The following is a 17,315-nucleotide window of genomic DNA, read 5'->3' on the forward strand; positions in this document are numbered from 1 at the left end:
GGGCTGCGCCCGCCGCCCCTCCACCGCCTTCGGCGGTCCCCCTCCCCTGAAGGGGAGGACTAGAGGGATCAAAGCAGCGCCTGTACCTCCTCGACGAAGCGCATCACCGAGATCGGCTTGGTGACATAGGCGTTGGCGCCCGCCGCCCTGATCCGCGCCTCATCCTCCTGCCCGGCATAGGCGGTCACCGCCATCACCGGGATGCCCTTGAGCATCGGATCGCCGCGCATCCGCCCGATGATGTCGAGCCCCGAGATGTGCGGCAGCTGGATATCCATCACCACCAGGTCGGGGTTGAAGGCGCGCGCGGTCGCCACTGCTTCGCGCCCGTCGCGCACCGGCGAGGTCTCGAAGCCATGGGCCCGCAGCAGGTCGCAGAAAAGTTTGAGATTGAGTTCGTTGTCCTCGACAACCAGCACCCTTTTTGCCACGCGCAGCTTTCCATCAGAGGTCGCGAAAACCCTAGGCGATGCACGCGGGCGATACAAACGAGGACGCAACGACTTTGGCGCTGGCGGCGCTGGGCTGGACCGTGTCCGACGGTAATCGCGCGCAGCGGCTGCTCGATGTGACCGGCCTGACCCCTTCCGACCTGCGCGCCCGCGCGGGGGAGCCTGCCGTGCTCGGCGCGGTGCTCGGCTTCCTCGAAGCGCACGAGCCCGACCTGGTCGCCTGCGCCGAAGCGCTCGGCGTCGAGCCCGCGGCACTGGTCGCCGCGCACGCCAGACTGGAGAATGCATGAAGCCGCTGCTGATCTGCGACTGCGACGAGGTGCTGCTGCACATGGTACGGCACTTCAGCGCCTGGCTCGACGAGGCGCACGACGTCGAGTTCGACGTGTCGAACCACGACTGGGCCAATGCGATGAAGCGGCGCGGCGGCGATGCGCTGAGCGTCGAAGAGATCTGGAGCTTTCTCGGGGGCTTCTTTCCGGGGGAGATGGCGCGCCAGACGCTGGTGCCGCATGCGCGCGAGGCGTTGGCGGCGCTGGCGGAGAGCGCGGACATCGTCATCCTCACCAATCTCCAGGATCACTGCCGCGAGCACCGCATCGCGCAGCTCGACACGCACGGGATCGTGCATCGCGTCGAATGCAACCAGGGCGGCAAGGGTCGTCCAGTGGCGCAGCTGGTCGAGGAACATGGCGCCGGCGTCGCGGTGTTCGTCGACGACCTTGCCCAGCACCACGAATCGGTCGCGCGCGCCGCGCCGCACGTCCACCGGCTGCACATGGTGTCGGAACCGGCGATGGCGCCGCACGTGCCCCCCGCGCCGTTCGCGCATGCGCGCATCGACGACTGGCGCGAGGCCGAGGCGTGGATTTCCGCCCGCTTCGCCGCCGGGCAGCCTGCAGATCAGCTCGAAACCCAGGGAGAGACCCAATGACCGATGTCCATGCCAAGCTTGCCGAACTCGGCCTGACGTTGCCCGAAGCCGCCGCGCCGGTCGCCGCCTATGTGCCGACCGTGGAAGCGGGCGGGCTGCTTCACATCTCGGGCCAGCTGCCGTTCAAGGACGGCGCGGTGATGACCGGGCGGCTAGGCGAGGACCGCGACCTTGCCTATGGCCAGGAAGCCGCCGAGCGGTGCGGCCTGATGCTGGTCGCGCAGATCGCGAAGGCGCTGGGCGGCTTCGACCGGGTCGAGCGGATCGTCAAGCTCGGCGTGTTCGTCAACTCGACGCCCGGCTTCACCGATCAGCCGCAGGTCGCCAATGGCGCGTCGGAGCTGATGGAGAAACTGTTCGGCGAGGCCGGGCGCCATGCCCGCGCCGCGGTCGGCGTCGCGGCGCTGCCGCGCGGTGCCGCAGTGGAGGTCGACGCGATCGTCGCGCTGCGCTGAGAGAGCCTGTTTGGAAATGCGCCGAAAGGCGCATCCCGAACAGGCGCTGAAGCCGTTGCGCGTGTGACAATTCTGTTGCGCCGCGGCAACAGCGCCAGCGCAATTGCGCTCATTTCCACGAAAGATCATTGTGCGGCGCAGCGGGATACGGCAAGTTGATCAGTGGAAGGAAATAGCCGCGCCGGGGTGAACGCCCTGAGCCACATGGCGGCATCCCTTCCGCTGCAGGCGGGGACCACTCGTATTAGAGAAAGGGATCCCATGCGTTTCACTAAGTCCATTGCGGGCGCGCTGCTGCTCGCCGCGACCGCGACCCCGGCTTTTGCCCAGGAAGAACCCGCGGCGGCCGAAGCCGAAGCCGAAACGAGCGGGCCGCTGACCATCACCGGCGGCGTCACGCTGATCACGGACTATCGTTTCCGCGGCGTCACCCAGACCAACGAAGATCCGGCGATCCAGGGCACGATCAACTTCAACCATGAATCGGGCTTCTATGCCGGCGTCTGGGCCTCGACGATCGACGGCGGCCTCGACGGCAGCACGCCCGCGCTGACCGGCTATGGCGATGCCGAGGTTGATCTCTATGCCGGCTTCACCAAAACGCTGGGCAGTGGCGTCGGCTTCGACATCGGCCTGCTCTACTATCTCTACCCGGACGGCGCGGAAGGCCTCAAGACCGATTTCTTCGAGCCCTATGCCGCGATCACCTACACGATCGGCCCGGTCTCGACCAAGCTCGGCGCGGCCTATGCGTGGGGCGGGCAGGACGGCCTGGCCGGGTTCGACGTCAAGGGTGGCAACGACGACAACATCTACGTCTATGGCGATGCGTCGGTCGCCATCCCGACCACGCCGATCACGGTCAAGGGCCATCTCGGCTATTCGGCCGGTTCGCTCGGCTCGCTCAACGTTCCGGGCGTGCTCGACAACAACTATTTCGACTGGAGCGTCGGCGCGGAGTGGGTCGGTGGTCCGATCAAGGGCGGCGTGACCTATGTCGATACCGACATCTCGAACGAGAATGTCGTCGGCATCGGCAATTTCGCGCAGCGTCGCGGCCGCGGCTCGACCGTGCTGGCCTATATCGGCTTCGCGTTCTGATCGCTTGAGGAAGGGGGCCTCCCGGTCCCCTTCCGACGGCCGGACATGAAAAAAGGCGGCTGCGCCCGGCGCAGCCGCCTTTTTTCGTTCCGGCTGGCTAGCTGATCAGTTCTGCCCCGATCAGTTCTGCCCCGATCAGTTCTGCCCCGATCAGTTCTGCCCCGATCAGTTCTGCGGCGTGGGCGTGGGCGTGGGGGCCGGAGCCGGGGCGGCCGGCGTACCCGCGCCGGTGCGCGCGTCGCGGCCGTCGCCCTGCGGTGCGGCGACGATGTCGCGCGTCGTGCTGCCCTTGTCGACGACATTGGTGTCGGGGCTGCCCGCCGAGGAGCGGATGCCGGTATCGGCGGCGCTGTTGCCGCCGGCCGACTGGACCGCGGCGGCTTCCGAGGCGCTGCGCTGCGCGGTACCGCCGAACAGCGCCTCGAGCGCCTGCTGCGACGGACCGCCCGAATCCTGCGGGCGCGGCGCGCCGGGCTGGGGCGGACGCAGCGCGAAGTCGGGCGGGATCACCAGCGGCGCCTGACGCGCCACGGCGAACTCGTCGGGGCGCTTGCGGTTGAGCATCCCGCCGCTGCCGCAGCTCACGAGCAACATCGCCGAACCGCCGATGGCGGCTACAGCTAAAGACTTACGCATTGGCATTCTCCACAGGGGCAGCGTCGGCACTTGCTTCGGCTTCTTGTTTGTCACGCACGAACAGCGCCCGGATGAGCAGGATCACGACGCCGATGGTAATCGCAGCATCGGCGACATTGAAGACCAAAAAAGGGCGCCATTCGCCGAAGTGCAGATCGGCATAGTCGACGACATAGCCAAAGCGCGTGCGATCGACGATGTTGCCGAGCGCGCCGCCCAGCACGAGCGCCAGCGCGAACATGTCGTTGCGGTTCTTCTCGCGCAGCATCCACCAGCCGACGCCGGCGGCGACCAGCGCCGTCCCGCCCACCAGCGCCCAGCGCATCCATGCGGTCTCCGCGGCCAACAGACCCAGCGACACGCCCGTATTGGCGACAAAGCGCAGGTCGAAAAAGGGCAGGATTTCCTTGAACGCGCCCTCATAGGCGAGACCGAGCCCTTCGACGACGAACGCCTTCATCGCCTGATCGGCGATAAAGATCAGCGCGGCGAGCGCGAAACCAAGCGTACGATTGCGATTCATGAAACCACCTTGCTGCAGCGGTGGCACAGCGCGCCCTCGGCTTCAACCTCCGGCAACAGCCGCCAGCAGCGCCCGCATTTCTCGTGCTCGGTGCGCGCAACGGTGACCTCGCCGTCCTTCAGCTTCACGTCGGCGACGATGAATACCTCGGTGAGCTCGGCGGCGGGGCGCAGCATCTCGGGCACGGTGACCTCGGCTTCCAGGCTCGAGCGGATCGTCTTCTCGCGGCGATAGGGCTCGATCGCCTCGGTCACCTTCTCGCGCAGCGCGCGGATATCGGCCCATTCGGTCGAGATCGCGTCGTCGCCGGGCAGCGCGGGCAGTTCGGGCCATTCGAGGAAATGCACCGACCCATCCTCGCTCGGGTAGCGCGCCTGCCACACTTCCTCGGCGGTGAAGGCGAGGATCGGCGCGGCGTAGCGGACCAGCGCGTGGAACAGCAGATCGAGCACGGTGCGATAGGCGCGGCGCTTGGGATCGCTTTCCGCCTCGCAATAGAGGCAGTCCTTGCGGATATCGAAGAAGAAGGCCGACAGGTCCTCGTTCATGAAATCCGACAGCGCACGGGCGTAGCGGTTGAACTCGAACGCCTCGGCCGCCGCGCGCAGCTCGACGTCGAGTGCCCCAAGCTTGTGGAGGATGTAGAGCTCGAGCTCGGGCATCTTGCCGACCGCGACTTTCTCGGCATCGGTGAAGCCGTCGAGCGCGCCGAGCAAATAGCGGAAGGTGTTGCGGATTTTCCGGTAAGCGTCGCCGGTGCCGGCGAGCACTTCCTTGCCGATGCGCACATCCTCGAAATAGTCGGTCTGCGCGACCCACAGGCGCAATATGTCCGCCCCGCTCTCGCCGATGATCTTGAGCGGATCGACGACGTTGCCAAGCGACTTGGACATCTTGCGCCCCTGCCCGTCGAGCGCGAAGCCATGGGTGAGCACGGCGTCGTAGGGCGCGCGGCCGCGGGTGCCGGCGCTTTCGAGCAAGGACGACTGGAACCAGCCGCGATGCTGGTCGGAGCCTTCGAGATAGAGGTTGGCGCGCGTGCCTGCGCCATAGCGCGCCTCGATCACGAAGCTGTGGGTCGAGCCGCTGTCGAACCACACGTCGAGGATGTCGTTGACCACCTCATAATCGGCGAGAGCATAGTCCGGCCCGAGCAGCGCCTGATGGTCCGCGCCGAACCACGCATCGGCGCCGCCCTGGCGGAAAGCGTCGAGGATGCGCGCGTTGACCGCCTCGTCGCGGAGGTAATCGCCGGTCTGGCGGTGCACATAGAGCGGGATCGGCACGCCCCAGGCGCGCTGGCGGCTGATCACCCAGTCGGGGCGCCCCTCGACCATCGAGCGGATGCGGTTGATCGAACGCTCGGGCACCCAGCGCGTCCGCTCGATCGCGTCGAGCGCGAGATTGCGCAGCGTGGGGGCGTTGTTGTGCGGCGCCAGCGGCATGAAGCCCGCGAAATCGGCGGCCCCGGCGGCGGATTCGTCCTCGGCCTGCGCAGCGACGCCCGCGGGGCGGTCCATCGGGATGAACCACTGGGGCGTGCAGCGGAAGATGATCTTGGCCTTGGAGCGCCACGAGTGCGGATAGCTGTGCGCGAAATCGTCCGACGCGGCTAGGAGCGCGCCGGCTTCGCGCAGGTCGGCGCAGATCGGGCCGTCGCTGGCGACGAACTTCTTGTTGATGACCGATCCCTGTCCGCCGAGCCACAGCCAGTCGGGGCGGTAGAAGCCCGCATCGTCGACCGCGAACACCGGATCGATGCCGTGCGCCTTGCACAGCTCGAAATCGTCCTCGCCATGATCCGGCGACATATGGACGAGGCCGGTACCGGCGTCGGTGGTGACGAATTCGCCGGGGAGGAAGGGGCGGGGCTTGGCGAAGAAGCCGCCGAGACGGTGCATCGGGTGGCGGGCGACGGCGCCGGCGAGTTGCTTGCCAAAGAAAGTACCGAGTGATTTGCCGTCGCCGAGGGTTGGGTCAAATCCCCACCGTTTCATCGTGGCTGCTTGCAGGTCGAGCGCCAAAACAAAGCGGCGGCCGTTCCATTCGACCAACTCGTAATTGACCTCCGGCCCATACGCCAAAGCCTGGTTCACCGGGATCGTCCACGGCGTGGTCGTCCAGATCACCGCATGCGCGCCGACCAGTTCGGGCGCATTGGGCGCCTCCGTGATCTCGAACGCGACGTCGATCTGGGTCGAGACGACGTCCTCATATTCGACCTCGGCCTCGGCCAGCGCGGTCTTCTCCACGGGGGACCACATCACCGGCTTGGCGCCGCGATAGAGTTGGCCGCTGGTCGCGAACTTCAAGAGCTCGCCCGCGATCGTCGCCTCGGCGTCGAACTTCATCGTGAGATATGGATCGTCCCAGTCGCCGATCACGCCGAGCCGCTTGAACTGCTCGCGCTGGATATCGACCCATTTGGCGGCATAGGCGCGGCATTCGGCGCGGAACTCGGCGGCGGGCACCTCGTCCTTGTTGAGCTTCTTGGCGCGATAGGCTTCCTCGATCTTCCACTCGATCGGCAGGCCGTGGCAGTCCCAGCCGGGCACATAGGGCGCGTCCTTGCCCAGCAGGCTCTGACTGCGGACCACGATGTCCTTGAGGATCTTGTTCATGGCGTGACCCATGTGCAGATCGCCATTGGCATAGGGCGGGCCATCGTGGAGGATGAAGCGTTCGCGCCCCGCGCGCTGCTCGCGCAGACGCTCGTAAACGCCGATCTTGGCCCAGCGCTCGAGGATCGCGGGCTCCTTGGCGGCGAGGCCAGCCTTCATCGGGAAGTCGGTCTTCGGCAGGAAGACGGTGTCGCGGTAGTCGCGCTGCGAGTCAGTGTTTTCGGTCATGCGTTTCGGCCGATTAGAGGAAAGCGTGGGAAGGTGGAAGCGCGTTGCCCCTCCCGCGGCCGGGAGGGGCTAGCTAATTCGCAGCGCCGCTTTCGCCGCCTCGCAATCGGCCGCGATCTGCGCCTTCAGCGCATCGAGCGAATCGAACTTCGCCTCGTCGCGGAGGAACTCGATCAGCTCGACCTCGATCGTCTGGCCGTAGAGGTCGCCCGAGAAGTCGAAGAAATAGGGCTCGAGCAGCTCGACCGGCGGCTCGATGCTCGGGCGGATGCCGAGATTGGCGGCGCCGTCTAGCACCCGGCCGTCGGGCAAGTGCCCGCGCACCGCGTAGATGCCGTAGCGCGGGCGGAGGTAATTGCCGAGCTGGAGGTTGGCGGTGGGATAGCCGAGCTCGCGGCCAAGCTTCGCGCCGGGCTCGACCACGCCCTCGATCGCGAAGGGGCGAGTGAGCAGCGCGGCGGCCTCGCGCGGCTTGCCCGCCTGCAGCGCCTCGCGGATGCGGCTCGACGAGATGACCTCGCCCGTGTCCTCGACCGGGGCGATGGTGTCGACGCTGAAGCCGAGCTCTTCGCCCAGCGTGTGCAGCACGCCGACGTCGCCGTCGCGGCCCTTGCCGAAGGTGAAGTCAGCGCCGGTCACAACGCCGCCCGCGCCGATCAGCTCGACCAGCCGCTGCTCGGCAAAGGCGCGCGCGGGCAGACCGGCGAGCGCGGCGTCGAAGCCGAACACCAGCATCGCGTCGGCGCCCGCTTCGCCGAACAGGCGCTGGCGCTGGTCGAGCGTGGTCAGGCGGAAGGATGGCGTTTGCGGCCGGAAATAGCGCATCGGATGCGGATCGAAGGTGGCGACGATCGCCGGCCGCCCCTCGGCGCGCGCGCGCTCGACCGCGCGGCCCACCACCGCCTGGTGCCCGCGATGAAATCCGTCGAAATTGCCGAGCGCCACGATCCCGCCGCGCAGATGCGCCGGTACCGCGACCGCTCCGTCCAGCCGCTCCATTGGCGCGCCTATAGAGAGGCCGTCCGCACGTGCCAACTCACTGGCTTGGTCACTGGGCAGGGGCGATCCCCCCGCGCAGTACGCGCAGGACATTGCCCCCCATCACCTTGCGGATTTCCTCGGGCGTGAAGCCGCGGTCGACCAGTGCTTGCGTGACGAACACCAGCTGCGCGGTGTCGAAGCCGGTGGTGACCGCGCCGTCGAAGTCCGAGCCGAGCCCGACATGGTCGATCCCGACCAGGTCGCGGACATGCGCGATCGCCGCGGCGACCTTTTCCGGCTCGGTGCCGCAGATCGCCGCGTCCCAATAGCCAATGCCGATCACGCCGCCGGTCTTGGCAACGCCGCGGATCTCGTCGTCCGAGAGGTTGCGGTTGACCTTGCACACCGCCTGCACGCCGCCATGGCTGGAGACGACCGGGCGCTTGGCCATCGCCAGGATCTCGGCGACCGACTTGTGGCTGGCATGTGCGATGTCGACGACCATGCCGAGCGCCTCCATGCGGCGCACCGTCGCGCGGCCGAGCGGAGTGAGGCCGCCTTTGGCGATGCCGTGCATCGATCCAGCGAGTTCGTTGTCGAAGAAATGGGCGAGGCCGGCCATGCGGAAGCCCGCGGCGTGGAGCCGGTCGATATTGGCGAGCTTGCCCTCCATGTTCTGCAGCCCCTCGATCGAGAGCAGGCCGCCAACGGTCTTGCTTCCCTTGGCGCGGGTGGCGAGCAGCGAATCGAGATCGGCGGGGGTGCGGATCACGCGGAGCTGTCCGTTCGAGGCGGCCGCGGCGCGCTCGAGCTTCTGCGCGTGGAACAGCGAGCGTTCGAGCAGCGAGGTCCAGGTGCGCGGCGGCTGGAGCTGGGCGAAGGTCAGCAGGGTGATATTGTCGGTATCGGCGCCATTGGCGTCGTAATTCTGGTTCTTCGGCGTTTTGGAGACCGATGAAAAAACCTGCAGCGCGACATTGCCCTCGATCAGCCGGGGCAAGTCGACCTGGCCTTGGGTCGACCGGTCGTTGAGGCTGCGCTTCCACAGCAACGTGTCCTCGTGCAGGTCGGCGATCTGGAGGCTGGCGTGGAGCTTGCGCGTCTCGGGCGTGACGTTCGGGAGCTTGGTCGCGACGACCTTGTTCATGTCGCTCTCGACGATCCCCGGCGCGAGCGCGAAGAAGGCAATCACGGCGATCATGAGAAGGGCTAGCACCCAGAGCCACCACTTCCTCATCGGACTTCCTCCCCCGTCATGCCGGACTCGTTCCGGCATCCACCGTGCCGCAATCGCTGTCGCGCATTGTGTGCGGCAAGGTGGGCCCCGGAACAAGTCCGGGGTGACGATTACGTTAGGTTCGCCGCTCCAGCGTGACGAAACTGTAGGAGGGGCGGTCACCGTCGGCCGGATGATCCTCGCGCGCGGTCTCGCGCCATTCCGGGCCGAACGGCGGGACGACGGCGTCGCCTGCGGGCGAGACATGCACCTCGGTCAGCTCGATTCGGTCAGCACGGTCGAGGAACAGCGCGAAGATCTCCACGCCCCCGATCACGGCGACGTCGCCATCGCCCGCGAGCCGCAATGCGTCCTCGACCGAACTCGCGACCTCCGCCCCCTCGCGCTGCCACGACGCGTCGCGCGTCAGCACGACATGGCGCCGCCCCGGCAGCGGCGACGGAAAGCTCTCGAAGGTCTTGCGGCCCATGACCATCGGCTTGCCCATGGTCTGCGCCTTGAAGCGCTTGAGGTCGGCGGGCAGGTGCCAGGGCAGCTTCCCGTCCACCCCGATCACGCCATTGTCGGCCCGCGCGAGATGGAAGCTGATCAGACCGCGACCTCGGCCTTGATGTGCGGCTGGGCGACATAGTCGTGCAGCACGAAGTCTTCGTACTCGTAGGAATCGATCGAGGCCGGCTTGCGCAGGATCTCTAGCCGCGGGAGCGGGCCGGGCGCGCGGGACAGCTGCAGCTCGGCCTGTTCGAGATGGTTGGAATAGAGGTGGCAGTCGCCGCCGGTCCAGATGAACTCGCCGGGCTCGAGATCGCATTGCTGCGCGAGCATGTGGGTGAGCAGCGCGTAGCTCGCGATGTTGAACGGCACGCCGAGGAAGATGTCGGCCGAGCGCTGGTAGAGCTGGAGCGAGAGCTTGCCGTTCGCGACATGGCACTGGAACAGGCAGTGGCACGGCGCCAGCGCCATCGCGCCGAGCTCGCCCGGGTTCCAGGCTGAGACGATCATCCGCCGCGAGGCGGGGTTGGCCTTGAGCGTCTCGATCAGTTCCTTGATCTGGTCGACATGGCTCCCGTCGGGCGCCTCCCAGTCGCGCCATTGCTTGCCATAGACCGGGCCGAGATCGCCATTCTCATCGGCCCATTCGTCCCAGATGCTGACCTTGCGCGCGTTGAGCCACTTCACGTTGGTGTCGCCGCGCAGGAACCACAGCAATTCGACGATGATCGAGCGGATGTGCAGCTTCTTGGTGGTGAGCAGCGGGAAGCCCTGCGCCAGGTCGAAGCGCATCTGGTGCCCGAACACGCTGCGCGTGCCGACTCCGGTGCGGTCCATCTGTACCGCGCCATGGGCCAGCGCCCGTTCCATGAGGTCGAGATATTGCCGCATTGGAGCCGAACCTAGCCCAGCGCCGGTGCGCCGCCAAGCGCGGGCGCCCGCGAAGCTGTGGATCGTATTCCCTCCGAAATGGAACAAAGTCGCGCCACCGCGGAGACGGTTCGCCTCGACGGATTCGGGGCTTTGCGGCGACGTTGGCGTCATGGCGTCGCAAGCGCTCCTCCCATCCCCCGGCGCGCCGTTCGACGTGATCGGCCGGATCGTCGCGGACAGCGTCGCCGGGGAAAGGGTCGAGGTCGCGGCGTTCGCCTATTGCGACCCGGACGGACGGATGCTTGGGCTGCGCCACGCGCGCGGGACCGAAGCGGACGCGGTGGACTTGCCCGTCCGGCGAGTCGCGATCGACGCGCTCAGCCTCGACGCCACCGTGGTGGTGATGGCGCACAACCATCCGCGCGGAGAGGCCTGGCCCAGCCGCGCGGATCGCGAGGCGACGCGGCGACTGGCCGGCGCGCTGCACGCGCTCGGCGTGCGGCTGCACGAGCATCTGGTCGTCGGCGCGAATGGCGGCGCGTGGAGCTTCCGCGCAGCGGGGCTGTTGTAGCGCTATTCGTCGGTGGTCGATTCGGGCTTCGGCGCGCCGGCCTTCTTCGGCGCGGGCTGGTGACGGCAGGCGCGGATCGCCGAGGGATCGGGGCGCGGCCCCTCGGCCTTGAACATGGCGAGATAGCCGCCCGCCGAGGGCATGTCGCGCTTCGTCACCAACCGATAGCCGACCGCGGCGAACTCGCATTCGAGCAGCGCGGGCGGGGTGCCGTGGTTCTGCGTCTCGCGATCGGCGTCGACCACCACGACCAGCCCGTCGGGCCGCAGCGAGGGCCGCATCCGCCACAGGAACTCATAGGGCTCCTCGATCTCGTGGTACATGTGCACCATCAGGATGCGGTCGAAGCTGTTGGCGGGCAGCTTGGGATCCTCGGGCTCGCCGAGGCGCACGCTGACATTGTCGAGCCGCTCGCGCGAGACGCGCTGCGCCAGCGCGTCGCGCACCCCGGGGATGATGTCCTCGGCCAGCACGCGCCCGTTCTTGCCGACGCGCGCGGCGAGGCGGATCGTGTAATAGCCCTCGCCCGCGCCGATATCGGCGACGGTCGTGCCCGGCTTGATCTGGGCGAGGTCCATCACCGTATCGGCCTCGTTCAAGCGGTCGCGCGCCTCCTCGGTCGACCAGCGTGCCGAGACGATGGTGGCGACCGGCCGGTCGGCGGCAGGGAAGCGGAGGTCCTGGGTAGGCGTCGGTTGCGGGCGCGGCTCGGTCGCGTCGCACCCCGCAACCGCGAGGGCGATCAGCAGCAGCAGAGAGGCGCCCGCTGGCCTCAATCCACGTCCTCCACCTCGACCGTCTCGCCGGTCACGCGCTGTGATAGCGCAGCCGCCATGAACGGGTCGAGTGCTCCGTCGAGCACGTCCGACGGCGCGGTGGAAGTGACGCCGGTACGCAAATCCTTGACCAGCTGATAGGGCTGGAGGACATAGGAGCGGATCTGGTGGCCCCAGCCGATCTCGGTCTTGGCCGAATAGTCGGTCATCGCCGCCGCCTCGCGCTTGGCCAGCTCGGCTTCATACAGGCGGGCCTTCAGCATGCCCATAGCCGTCGCGCGATTCTTGTGCTGCGACCGGTCCTGCTGGCTCGCGACGATGATGCCCGAGGGCACGTGCGTGATGCGCACCGCCGAATCGGTGGTGTTGACGTGCTGCCCGCCCGCGCCCGACGCGCGATAGGTATCGATCTTGAGGTCGCTCTCGTTGATCTCGATATCGATCGAATCGTCGATCACCGGATAGACCCACACCGACGAGAAGCTGGTGTGGCGCCGCGCCGACGAATCATAGGGCGAGATGCGCACCAGGCGGTGCACGCCGCTCTCGGTCTTGGCATAGCCATAGGCGTTCTCGCCCTTGATCAGCAGCGTCGCCGACTTGATGCCGGCCTGCTCGCCGGCGTGATAGTCCATCAGCTCGACCTTGAAGCCGTGGCGCTCGGCCCAGCGCGTGTACATGCGCTGGAGCATCTCGGCCCAGTCCTGGCTCTCGGTCCCGCCGGCGCCCGAATGGACCTCGAGATAGGTGTCGTTGGCGTCGGCCTCGCCCGAAAGCAGGGCCTTCACCTTGTCTTCGTCGGCGCGCGCGGCGAGCGCGGCGAGCGCCTGGGTGCCCTCGATCGCCATCGCTTCGTCGCCCTCGGCGTCGGCCATCTCGATCAGCTCGGATGTGTCGGCGAGCTCGCGCTCGATCGCGCGCGTCGCGGTGATCGATTCGTCGAGCCGGCGGCGCTCGCGCATCACGTCCTGCGCTTCCCTGGGATTGTCCCACAAGGTCGGGTCCTCGACGCGCGCGTTGAGCTCGTCGAGCCGGCGCAGCGCCTTGTCCCAGTCGAGGAAGCGGCGGAGCAGCGCGAGCGCGTCGTTGATCTTGTCGGCATGTGCCTGCGCTTCGGCGCGCATCGTATAAACCTTTCAAACTTCGAGGCCACGGCAGAACCGGACCGTTTATTCGTCACCCCGGCCTTGTGCCGGGGTCCACCGGGCGGCAAGCGGGGCGCAAGAGGTTCAAGTCCATCCCTTCAGGCACCGTGGACCCCGGCACAAGGCCGGGGTGACGATGGGGGCCGGATTGTTGATCATAAGCCCGCTAGTAGATTCCGCCCTCGCGTTGCAAGAAGTCGCTGTCGCGCGGTCGCTCCTGCTGGACGGCCTTCTTCTTGACCTCGGCCTTGGGCGCTTCCTCCTCGGCGTCGCGGCGCGAGCGGCGGCGCGGCTCGCTCTCGGGCTTGAACGCTTCCCAGATCACCGCCGCCTTGGGGTCGGTGCCCGGCCAGGCGCCGAACACGCGGCGGCCCGAGGTACGGTCGATGCGTACCATGCGCATCCCCGGCGGCGCAGTGAAGGGCAGCACGTCGAGCCCCTCATAGGCCTTTTGCGCGAACTGCTTGAAGATCGGCGCGGCGAGCGTGCCGCCCTGGGCATAGCCGCCGAGATTGGTCGGCGTGTCGTAGCCGATATAGAGGCCGGCGATCATCTGCGGGGTGCCGCCGATGAACCACACGTCGCGTGGGCCCGAGGAGGTGCCGGTCTTGCCCATGATCGGGCGATTGAGATCGCGCAGGATCGTCGCGGTGCCGCGCTGGATCACGCCCTCGGTGATGTGCACCATCTGATAGGCGCTCATCGCGTCGATCACCTGGCGCGAGCGGACGACGGGACGCGGCATCGGCTTGCCGTCCCAGTCGGGCATGTTGCAGCGGTCGCACGGGCGCCAGTTCTGCGGCCAGATCACCTTGCCTTTGCGGTCTTGCGCGAAGTCGATCAGCGACGGGGTGAGCGCGCGGCCGTGATTGACCAAGATCGAATAGGCGTTGACCATCCGCATCACCGTGCTCTCGCCCGCGCCGAGCGAGTAAGAGAGATAGGGCGGATATTTCTGCTGGCTGACGCCCATCCGTTGCATCAGGTCGACCACCTTGTCCATGCCGGTGGTGTTCGCCGCCTGCACGGTCATCAGGTTGCGCGACTGCTCGATGCCCCAGCGCATCGTCTTCGGACCCGCGCCACGGGTGCCGCCGAAGTTGCGGAAGCATTTCTGGCCGAGCGCCGCACCCTGATAGACGCAGAAGGGACCGTCGACGATGATCGAGGCGGGGGTCATGCCGTTCTCGAGCGCCGCGGTATAGACGATCGGCTTGATCGTCGAGCCCGGCTGGCGCTGCGCCTGGGTCGCGCGGTTGAACGCCTGCACCGTGGCGTCGAACCCGCCCTGCATCGCGAGGACGCGGCCGGTATTGGGGTCCTCCACCACCATGCCGCCCGACACCTTGGGGATCGAGCGCAGCGCGAACACCCCGCCCTCGGGTGCGACGGCGATCACGTCGCCGCGCTTCAGGGCATTGAACGCCGCGCCGCCCTGGCCGCGCACCGGCATCTGCGCGCCGGAGGCCGGCAAGGTGCCGGTGCGGCCATCGCCAAAGCCGATCTCGGCGCTGCCGCCGGCCTTGGAAATCACGATCGCCGGGCGCCAGTCCTCGTAATCGAGGTTGATGTTGGTGTTGAGCAGCGCCGCGCGCCAATCGTCGCCGGCGAAGTTCGTCTCGCGCATCGGGCCCGACCAGCCGCGGCCGCGATCATAGCGCAGCAGGCCGTCGCGCAGCGCCTTCTGCGCCGCTTTCTGGATCTCGGGGTCGAACGAGGTGCGCACCCACAGGCCGCCGGCATAGACGCTGTACGGCCCCGCCTTCTCGGTCTCGCCGAAGCGGTCGAGCAGCTGGCGGCGGACTTCCTCGATGAAATAGCCGCCGAGCGGGTCGGCGCTGGGCGACTTGCGCGGCACCGCGCCGAGCGGGGCGGCGACGGCGGCGTCATGCGCGGCCTGGTCGATATAGCCGTTCGCCAGCATCTGCCCCAGCACCCAGTTGCGCCGTTCGATCGCGCGATCGGCGTGGCGCTCGGGCATATAGTTGGACGGGCCTTTGGGCAGGATCGCGAGATAGGCGAACTGCGGCAGGCTGAGCTGGCTCAAATCCTTGTCGAAATAGGCATGCGCCGCGGCCTCGACCCCGAACGCGTTGCGGCCCAGCGCGATCTGGTTGAGATAGAGCTCGAGGATCTGCTGCTTGGACAGTGTATTCTCGATGCGGAAGGCGAGGATCGCCTCGCGCGCCTTGCGGACATAGCTCACCTCGTTGGTGAGCAACAGGTTCTTGGCGACCTGCTGAGTGATGGTCGAGGTGCCGCGCGGCGTCTCGCCGCTGGTCATCCCCTGCCAGGCCGCACGCACCAGGCCGGGATAGTCGACCCCGCCGTGCTCGAAGAAGGTCTTGTCCTCGGCCGAGAGGAAGGCGCCGACCAGCAGCTTGGGATATTCGTCGTAGGACAATTCGACGCGGCGCTCGCGGGCATAGCTGCGCAGCGGCGTGCCGTCGGCCTGGCGGACATTGGTGGGCAGCGGCGGCTCATAGGCGCGCAGCATGTCGACCGAGGGCAGGTCGCGCAGGAACAGCGCCCAGAGCAATGCGGTGCCGACGCCCGAGAGCAGCGCGAGCCAGGCGAGCAGCTTGAACCACCAGCGGCGGCGGAGCGCCGCAAACCGGCCTCCGGCATCCTCTCGCGTCAATTTGAGCGTGAAATCGGGTTCGGTCGCGTCCGCCATGTCGGCGGCGGTTTAGCAGGATTGATCGGGCTTGCCAGCCAAGGATGCGGCGGGTTGTTTTGGTGTCTCAAATCCTCCCCTTCAGGGGAGGTGGCATCGCGAAGCGATGACGGAGGGGCGGCCGTCGAAGACGGCGGGCTACGCCCGCCACCCCTCCGCCAGCCTGCGGCTGGTCCCCCTCCCCTGCGGGGCAGGGGAGGATTGATTCACCGCGCCGCCATCCGCGTGGCGAAATGGATCGCGACCGCGCGGCTCACGCCCTCGGCGATGCGGCGGCGGCCGTCGGCGGAGTTGAGCAAGGCGGCGTCCTTCTCGTTCGAGATATAGCCGGTCTCGAACAGGATCGAGGGCACGTCGGGCGCCTTGAGCACCAGCAGCGAGGCCATGCGGTGGTAATTCTCGCGCACCGGGATCAGCCCCTGCGCCTCGCGCCCGAGCAGCCGCGCAAACTTGGCCGAGGCGTTCATCGTCTCGCGCTGCGTCAAGTCGATCAGGATCGAGGAGACGTCGCGATTCTGGGCGGCGAGATCGACTCCGGATAGGATGTCGGACTTGTTCTCGCGCGCGGCAAGGCGCGCGGCTTCCTTGTCCGAGGCGACCTCGGACAGGGTGTAGACCGTCGCGCCGCTGGCCTCTTCATTGTGCGCGGCGTCGCAATGGACCGAGATGAACAAAGCCGCGCCGAGCTTGCGTGCGATCTCGAACCGGTCGCGGTGGAGCAGATAGCGGTCGTCCTCGCGAGTCAGCGCGACGCGCACCCGGCCCGATCCGGCCAGTTCGTCGCGGATCGCCTTGGCGACCTTGAGCGTCAGGTCCTTCTCCTGCAGCCCTTCGGCCGAGATCGCGCCGGGATCGTGCCCGCCATGGCCGGCATCGATCACCACCAGCGGACGATCGTCGTCGTCGCCATAGATGCGCGGCATCCGGTAGGCGGCGGGGCGCGGCGGCACGGGCACCGAGACGCTGTAGGCATGGCGCGTCGAGGCGCGTGCGAAGCTGAACGGCGGGAGGAAGCTCATCCGGCCCTCCGCCGCGGCGCGCGCGAAGCGGGCATCGTCGACCGTACGCAGCTCGAGCGTGAGCGCGGTGCCGTCGGCCGAGAAGCGGCCGCTGGTGACGATCGCGGGGCGGGCGAGGTCGAACACGACGCGCGCGCCCTCGCCGCGCGCCGCCTGGCGCACGGCCTCCACCGGCCCGCCGACATCGGTGCGCGCGCCTGGGCTCGCACCCATCAGGTCGAGCGCGATGCGGTTGGGACCTGCGAGCAGGAAGCTCGACGCCTGCGCCACGCGATCGTCGAACTTGACGACGATGCGGTTCGACTGGACGTCGATGTCGCGGATCGTGCCTGCCCAGCTCGGTGCGCCGGTAAGCCAGCCGGCGAGGAGGGCGAGGAAAAATGACACCCGGGCGATATGCCGCGCCGGGCTGGGGGGGGTCCAGCCCAAATGCATGCAACAACACTCACATAACGAATTACCTGACGGCGATCCGGGTAGCGCCGCGCGGCTTCAAACGAGGTGAAGCAGTGCGGTTAACATCACATTCGGCATGATTTTGCCGGCAAGGGCGGCAGGGATTTGCCGGGTGCCGTCGCGCACCCGTATCCCTTG

At 67.7% G+C, this 17,315-nt stretch carries 17 protein-coding genes; 5 read left to right on the top strand and 12 right to left on the bottom strand.

From position 1 onward, the window contains the following. Positions 1 to 68 precede the first annotated feature (68 nt). Positions 69 to 431 carry a response regulator gene (locus OK349_RS13865; RefSeq protein ID WP_265118381.1) on the bottom strand — a complete coding sequence of 121 codons (363 nt, stop codon included), beginning with the start codon at positions 429 to 431 and terminating at the stop codon, positions 69 to 71. A 38-nt stretch (positions 432 to 469) separates the two neighbouring features. Between OK349_RS13865 and OK349_RS13870 the strand changes: the two genes are divergently transcribed. The 4 genes from OK349_RS13870 to OK349_RS13885 all read left to right on the top strand — a co-directional run bounded on the left by OK349_RS13870 (position 470) and on the right by OK349_RS13885 (position 2,942). Continuing rightward, positions 470 to 742, top strand: a complete 273-nt coding sequence (locus OK349_RS13870) for a DUF3572 domain-containing protein (RefSeq protein WP_265118382.1) — start codon at positions 470 to 472, stop codon at positions 740 to 742. Continuing rightward, positions 739 to 1,386 (top strand): HAD family hydrolase, encoded by a 648-nt coding sequence (locus tag OK349_RS13875; protein ID WP_265118383.1) that lies wholly within the window; start codon positions 739 to 741, stop codon positions 1,384 to 1,386. Before OK349_RS13870 ends, OK349_RS13875 begins: the two co-directional genes overlap by 4 nt. After that, entirely contained in the window at positions 1,383 to 1,841 is a 459-nt protein-coding gene (locus OK349_RS13880) for a RidA family protein (RefSeq protein ID WP_265118384.1), read from the top strand. The genes OK349_RS13875 and OK349_RS13880 overlap by 4 nt, the downstream gene beginning before the upstream one ends. A 261-nt stretch (positions 1,842 to 2,102) precedes the next feature. Beyond that, on the top strand, positions 2,103 to 2,942 hold the full coding sequence (locus OK349_RS13885; RefSeq protein ID WP_265118385.1) for a TorF family putative porin: 840 nt from the start codon (positions 2,103 to 2,105) through the stop codon (positions 2,940 to 2,942). A 165-nt stretch (positions 2,943 to 3,107) separates the two neighbouring features. Here the strand turns inward: OK349_RS13885 and OK349_RS13890 are convergent, their stop codons facing one another. The 7 genes from OK349_RS13890 to OK349_RS13920 form a co-directional block, all read right to left on the bottom strand. Beyond that, on the bottom strand, positions 3,108 to 3,578 hold the full coding sequence (locus OK349_RS13890; RefSeq protein ID WP_265118386.1) for a DUF3035 domain-containing protein: 471 nt from the start codon (positions 3,576 to 3,578) through the stop codon (positions 3,108 to 3,110). After that, entirely contained in the window at positions 3,571 to 4,101 is a 531-nt protein-coding gene (lspA, locus tag OK349_RS13895) for a signal peptidase II (RefSeq protein WP_265118387.1), read from the bottom strand. Before lspA ends, OK349_RS13890 begins: the two co-directional genes overlap by 8 nt. After that, positions 4,098 to 6,950, bottom strand: a complete 2,853-nt coding sequence (gene ileS, locus OK349_RS13900; protein ID WP_265118388.1) for an isoleucine--tRNA ligase — start codon at positions 6,948 to 6,950, stop codon at positions 4,098 to 4,100. Before ileS ends, lspA begins: the two co-directional genes overlap by 4 nt. Positions 6,951 to 7,019: 69 nt before the next feature. Beyond that, positions 7,020 to 7,949: a bifunctional riboflavin kinase/FAD synthetase gene (locus OK349_RS13905; protein WP_265118389.1), complete on the bottom strand. Its 930-nt coding sequence runs from the start codon at positions 7,947 to 7,949 to the stop codon at positions 7,020 to 7,022. Positions 7,950 to 7,998: 49 nt separating this feature from the next. Continuing rightward, the gene (locus OK349_RS13910; RefSeq protein ID WP_265118390.1) at positions 7,999 to 9,168 is read right to left on the bottom strand and encodes a dipeptidase; all 1,170 of its coding nucleotides are present in this window, start codon (positions 9,166 to 9,168) and stop codon (positions 7,999 to 8,001) included. A gap of 115 nt (positions 9,169 to 9,283) precedes the next feature. Continuing rightward, a complete protein-coding gene (locus OK349_RS13915) occupies positions 9,284 to 9,760 on the bottom strand; it encodes a dihydrofolate reductase (protein ID WP_265118620.1) in 477 nt (158 codons plus the stop codon). Further along, the gene (locus OK349_RS13920; protein WP_265118621.1) at positions 9,757 to 10,551 is read right to left on the bottom strand and encodes a thymidylate synthase; all 795 of its coding nucleotides are present in this window, start codon (positions 10,549 to 10,551) and stop codon (positions 9,757 to 9,759) included. Before OK349_RS13920 ends, OK349_RS13915 begins: the two co-directional genes overlap by 4 nt. Positions 10,552 to 10,702: 151 nt before the next feature. On the opposite strand from OK349_RS13920, the gene OK349_RS13925 reads away from it, so the two are divergent. Next, positions 10,703 to 11,104, top strand: coding sequence for a JAB domain-containing protein (locus OK349_RS13925; RefSeq protein WP_265118391.1), 402 nt, complete (start codon positions 10,703 to 10,705; stop codon positions 11,102 to 11,104). A 2-nt stretch (positions 11,105 to 11,106) separates the two neighbouring features. Here OK349_RS13925 and OK349_RS13930 read toward each other — a convergent pair whose 3' ends face one another. From OK349_RS13930 to OK349_RS13945, 4 genes are all read right to left on the bottom strand, one after another. After that, positions 11,107 to 11,880: a class I SAM-dependent methyltransferase gene (locus OK349_RS13930; RefSeq protein WP_265118392.1), complete on the bottom strand. Its 774-nt coding sequence runs from the start codon at positions 11,878 to 11,880 to the stop codon at positions 11,107 to 11,109. Beyond that, positions 11,877 to 13,004 carry a peptide chain release factor 2 gene (gene prfB / locus OK349_RS13935; protein WP_265118393.1) on the bottom strand — a complete coding sequence of 376 codons (1,128 nt, stop codon included), beginning with the start codon at positions 13,002 to 13,004 and terminating at the stop codon, positions 11,877 to 11,879. Before prfB ends, OK349_RS13930 begins: the two co-directional genes overlap by 4 nt. A gap of 187 nt (positions 13,005 to 13,191) precedes the next feature. Beyond that, entirely contained in the window at positions 13,192 to 15,702 is a 2,511-nt protein-coding gene (locus tag OK349_RS13940) for a penicillin-binding protein 1A (protein WP_265118394.1), read from the bottom strand. A 206-nt stretch (positions 15,703 to 15,908) separates the two neighbouring features. Further along, a complete protein-coding gene (locus OK349_RS13945) occupies positions 15,909 to 17,156 on the bottom strand; it encodes an N-acetylmuramoyl-L-alanine amidase (RefSeq protein ID WP_372340561.1) in 1,248 nt (415 codons plus the stop codon). Positions 17,157 to 17,315 lie beyond the last annotated feature (159 nt).

The sequence above is a fragment of the Sphingomonas sp. BT-65 genome (assembly GCF_026107375.2).
In the GTDB taxonomy this organism is placed as follows: Bacteria; Pseudomonadota; Alphaproteobacteria; order Sphingomonadales; family Sphingomonadaceae; genus Sphingomonas.

Bases quoted from the DNA above. Each gene is read 5' to 3' on its own strand.
- OK349_RS13910 (WP_265118390.1), bottom strand. From the start codon at position 9,168: ATGAGGAAGTGGTGGCTCTGGGTGCTAGCCCTTCTCATGATCGCCGTG.
- OK349_RS13940 (WP_265118394.1), bottom strand. From the start codon at position 15,702: ATGGCGGACGCGACCGAACCCGATTTCACGCTCAAATTGACGCGAGAG.
- prfB (WP_265118393.1), bottom strand. From the start codon at position 13,004: ATGCGCGCCGAAGCGCAGGCACATGCCGACAAGATCAACGACGCGCTC.
- lspA (WP_265118387.1), bottom strand. From the start codon at position 4,101: ATGAATCGCAATCGTACGCTTGGTTTCGCGCTCGCCGCGCTGATCTTT.
- OK349_RS13875 (WP_265118383.1), top strand. From the start codon at position 739: ATGAAGCCGCTGCTGATCTGCGACTGCGACGAGGTGCTGCTGCACATG.
- OK349_RS13920 (WP_265118621.1), bottom strand. From the start codon at position 10,551: ATGCGGCAATATCTCGACCTCATGGAACGGGCGCTGGCCCATGGCGCG.
- OK349_RS13880 (WP_265118384.1), top strand. From the start codon at position 1,383: ATGACCGATGTCCATGCCAAGCTTGCCGAACTCGGCCTGACGTTGCCC.
- OK349_RS13890 (WP_265118386.1), bottom strand. From the start codon at position 3,578: ATGCGTAAGTCTTTAGCTGTAGCCGCCATCGGCGGTTCGGCGATGTTG.
- OK349_RS13945 (WP_372340561.1), bottom strand. From the start codon at position 17,156: ATGCATTTGGGCTGGACCCCCCCCAGCCCGGCGCGGCATATCGCCCGG.
- OK349_RS13870 (WP_265118382.1), top strand. From the start codon at position 470: ATGCACGCGGGCGATACAAACGAGGACGCAACGACTTTGGCGCTGGCG.
- ileS (WP_265118388.1), bottom strand. From the start codon at position 6,950: ATGACCGAAAACACTGACTCGCAGCGCGACTACCGCGACACCGTCTTC.
- OK349_RS13885 (WP_265118385.1), top strand. From the start codon at position 2,103: ATGCGTTTCACTAAGTCCATTGCGGGCGCGCTGCTGCTCGCCGCGACC.
- OK349_RS13925 (WP_265118391.1), top strand. From the start codon at position 10,703: ATGGCGTCGCAAGCGCTCCTCCCATCCCCCGGCGCGCCGTTCGACGTG.
- OK349_RS13905 (WP_265118389.1), bottom strand. From the start codon at position 7,949: ATGGAGCGGCTGGACGGAGCGGTCGCGGTACCGGCGCATCTGCGCGGC.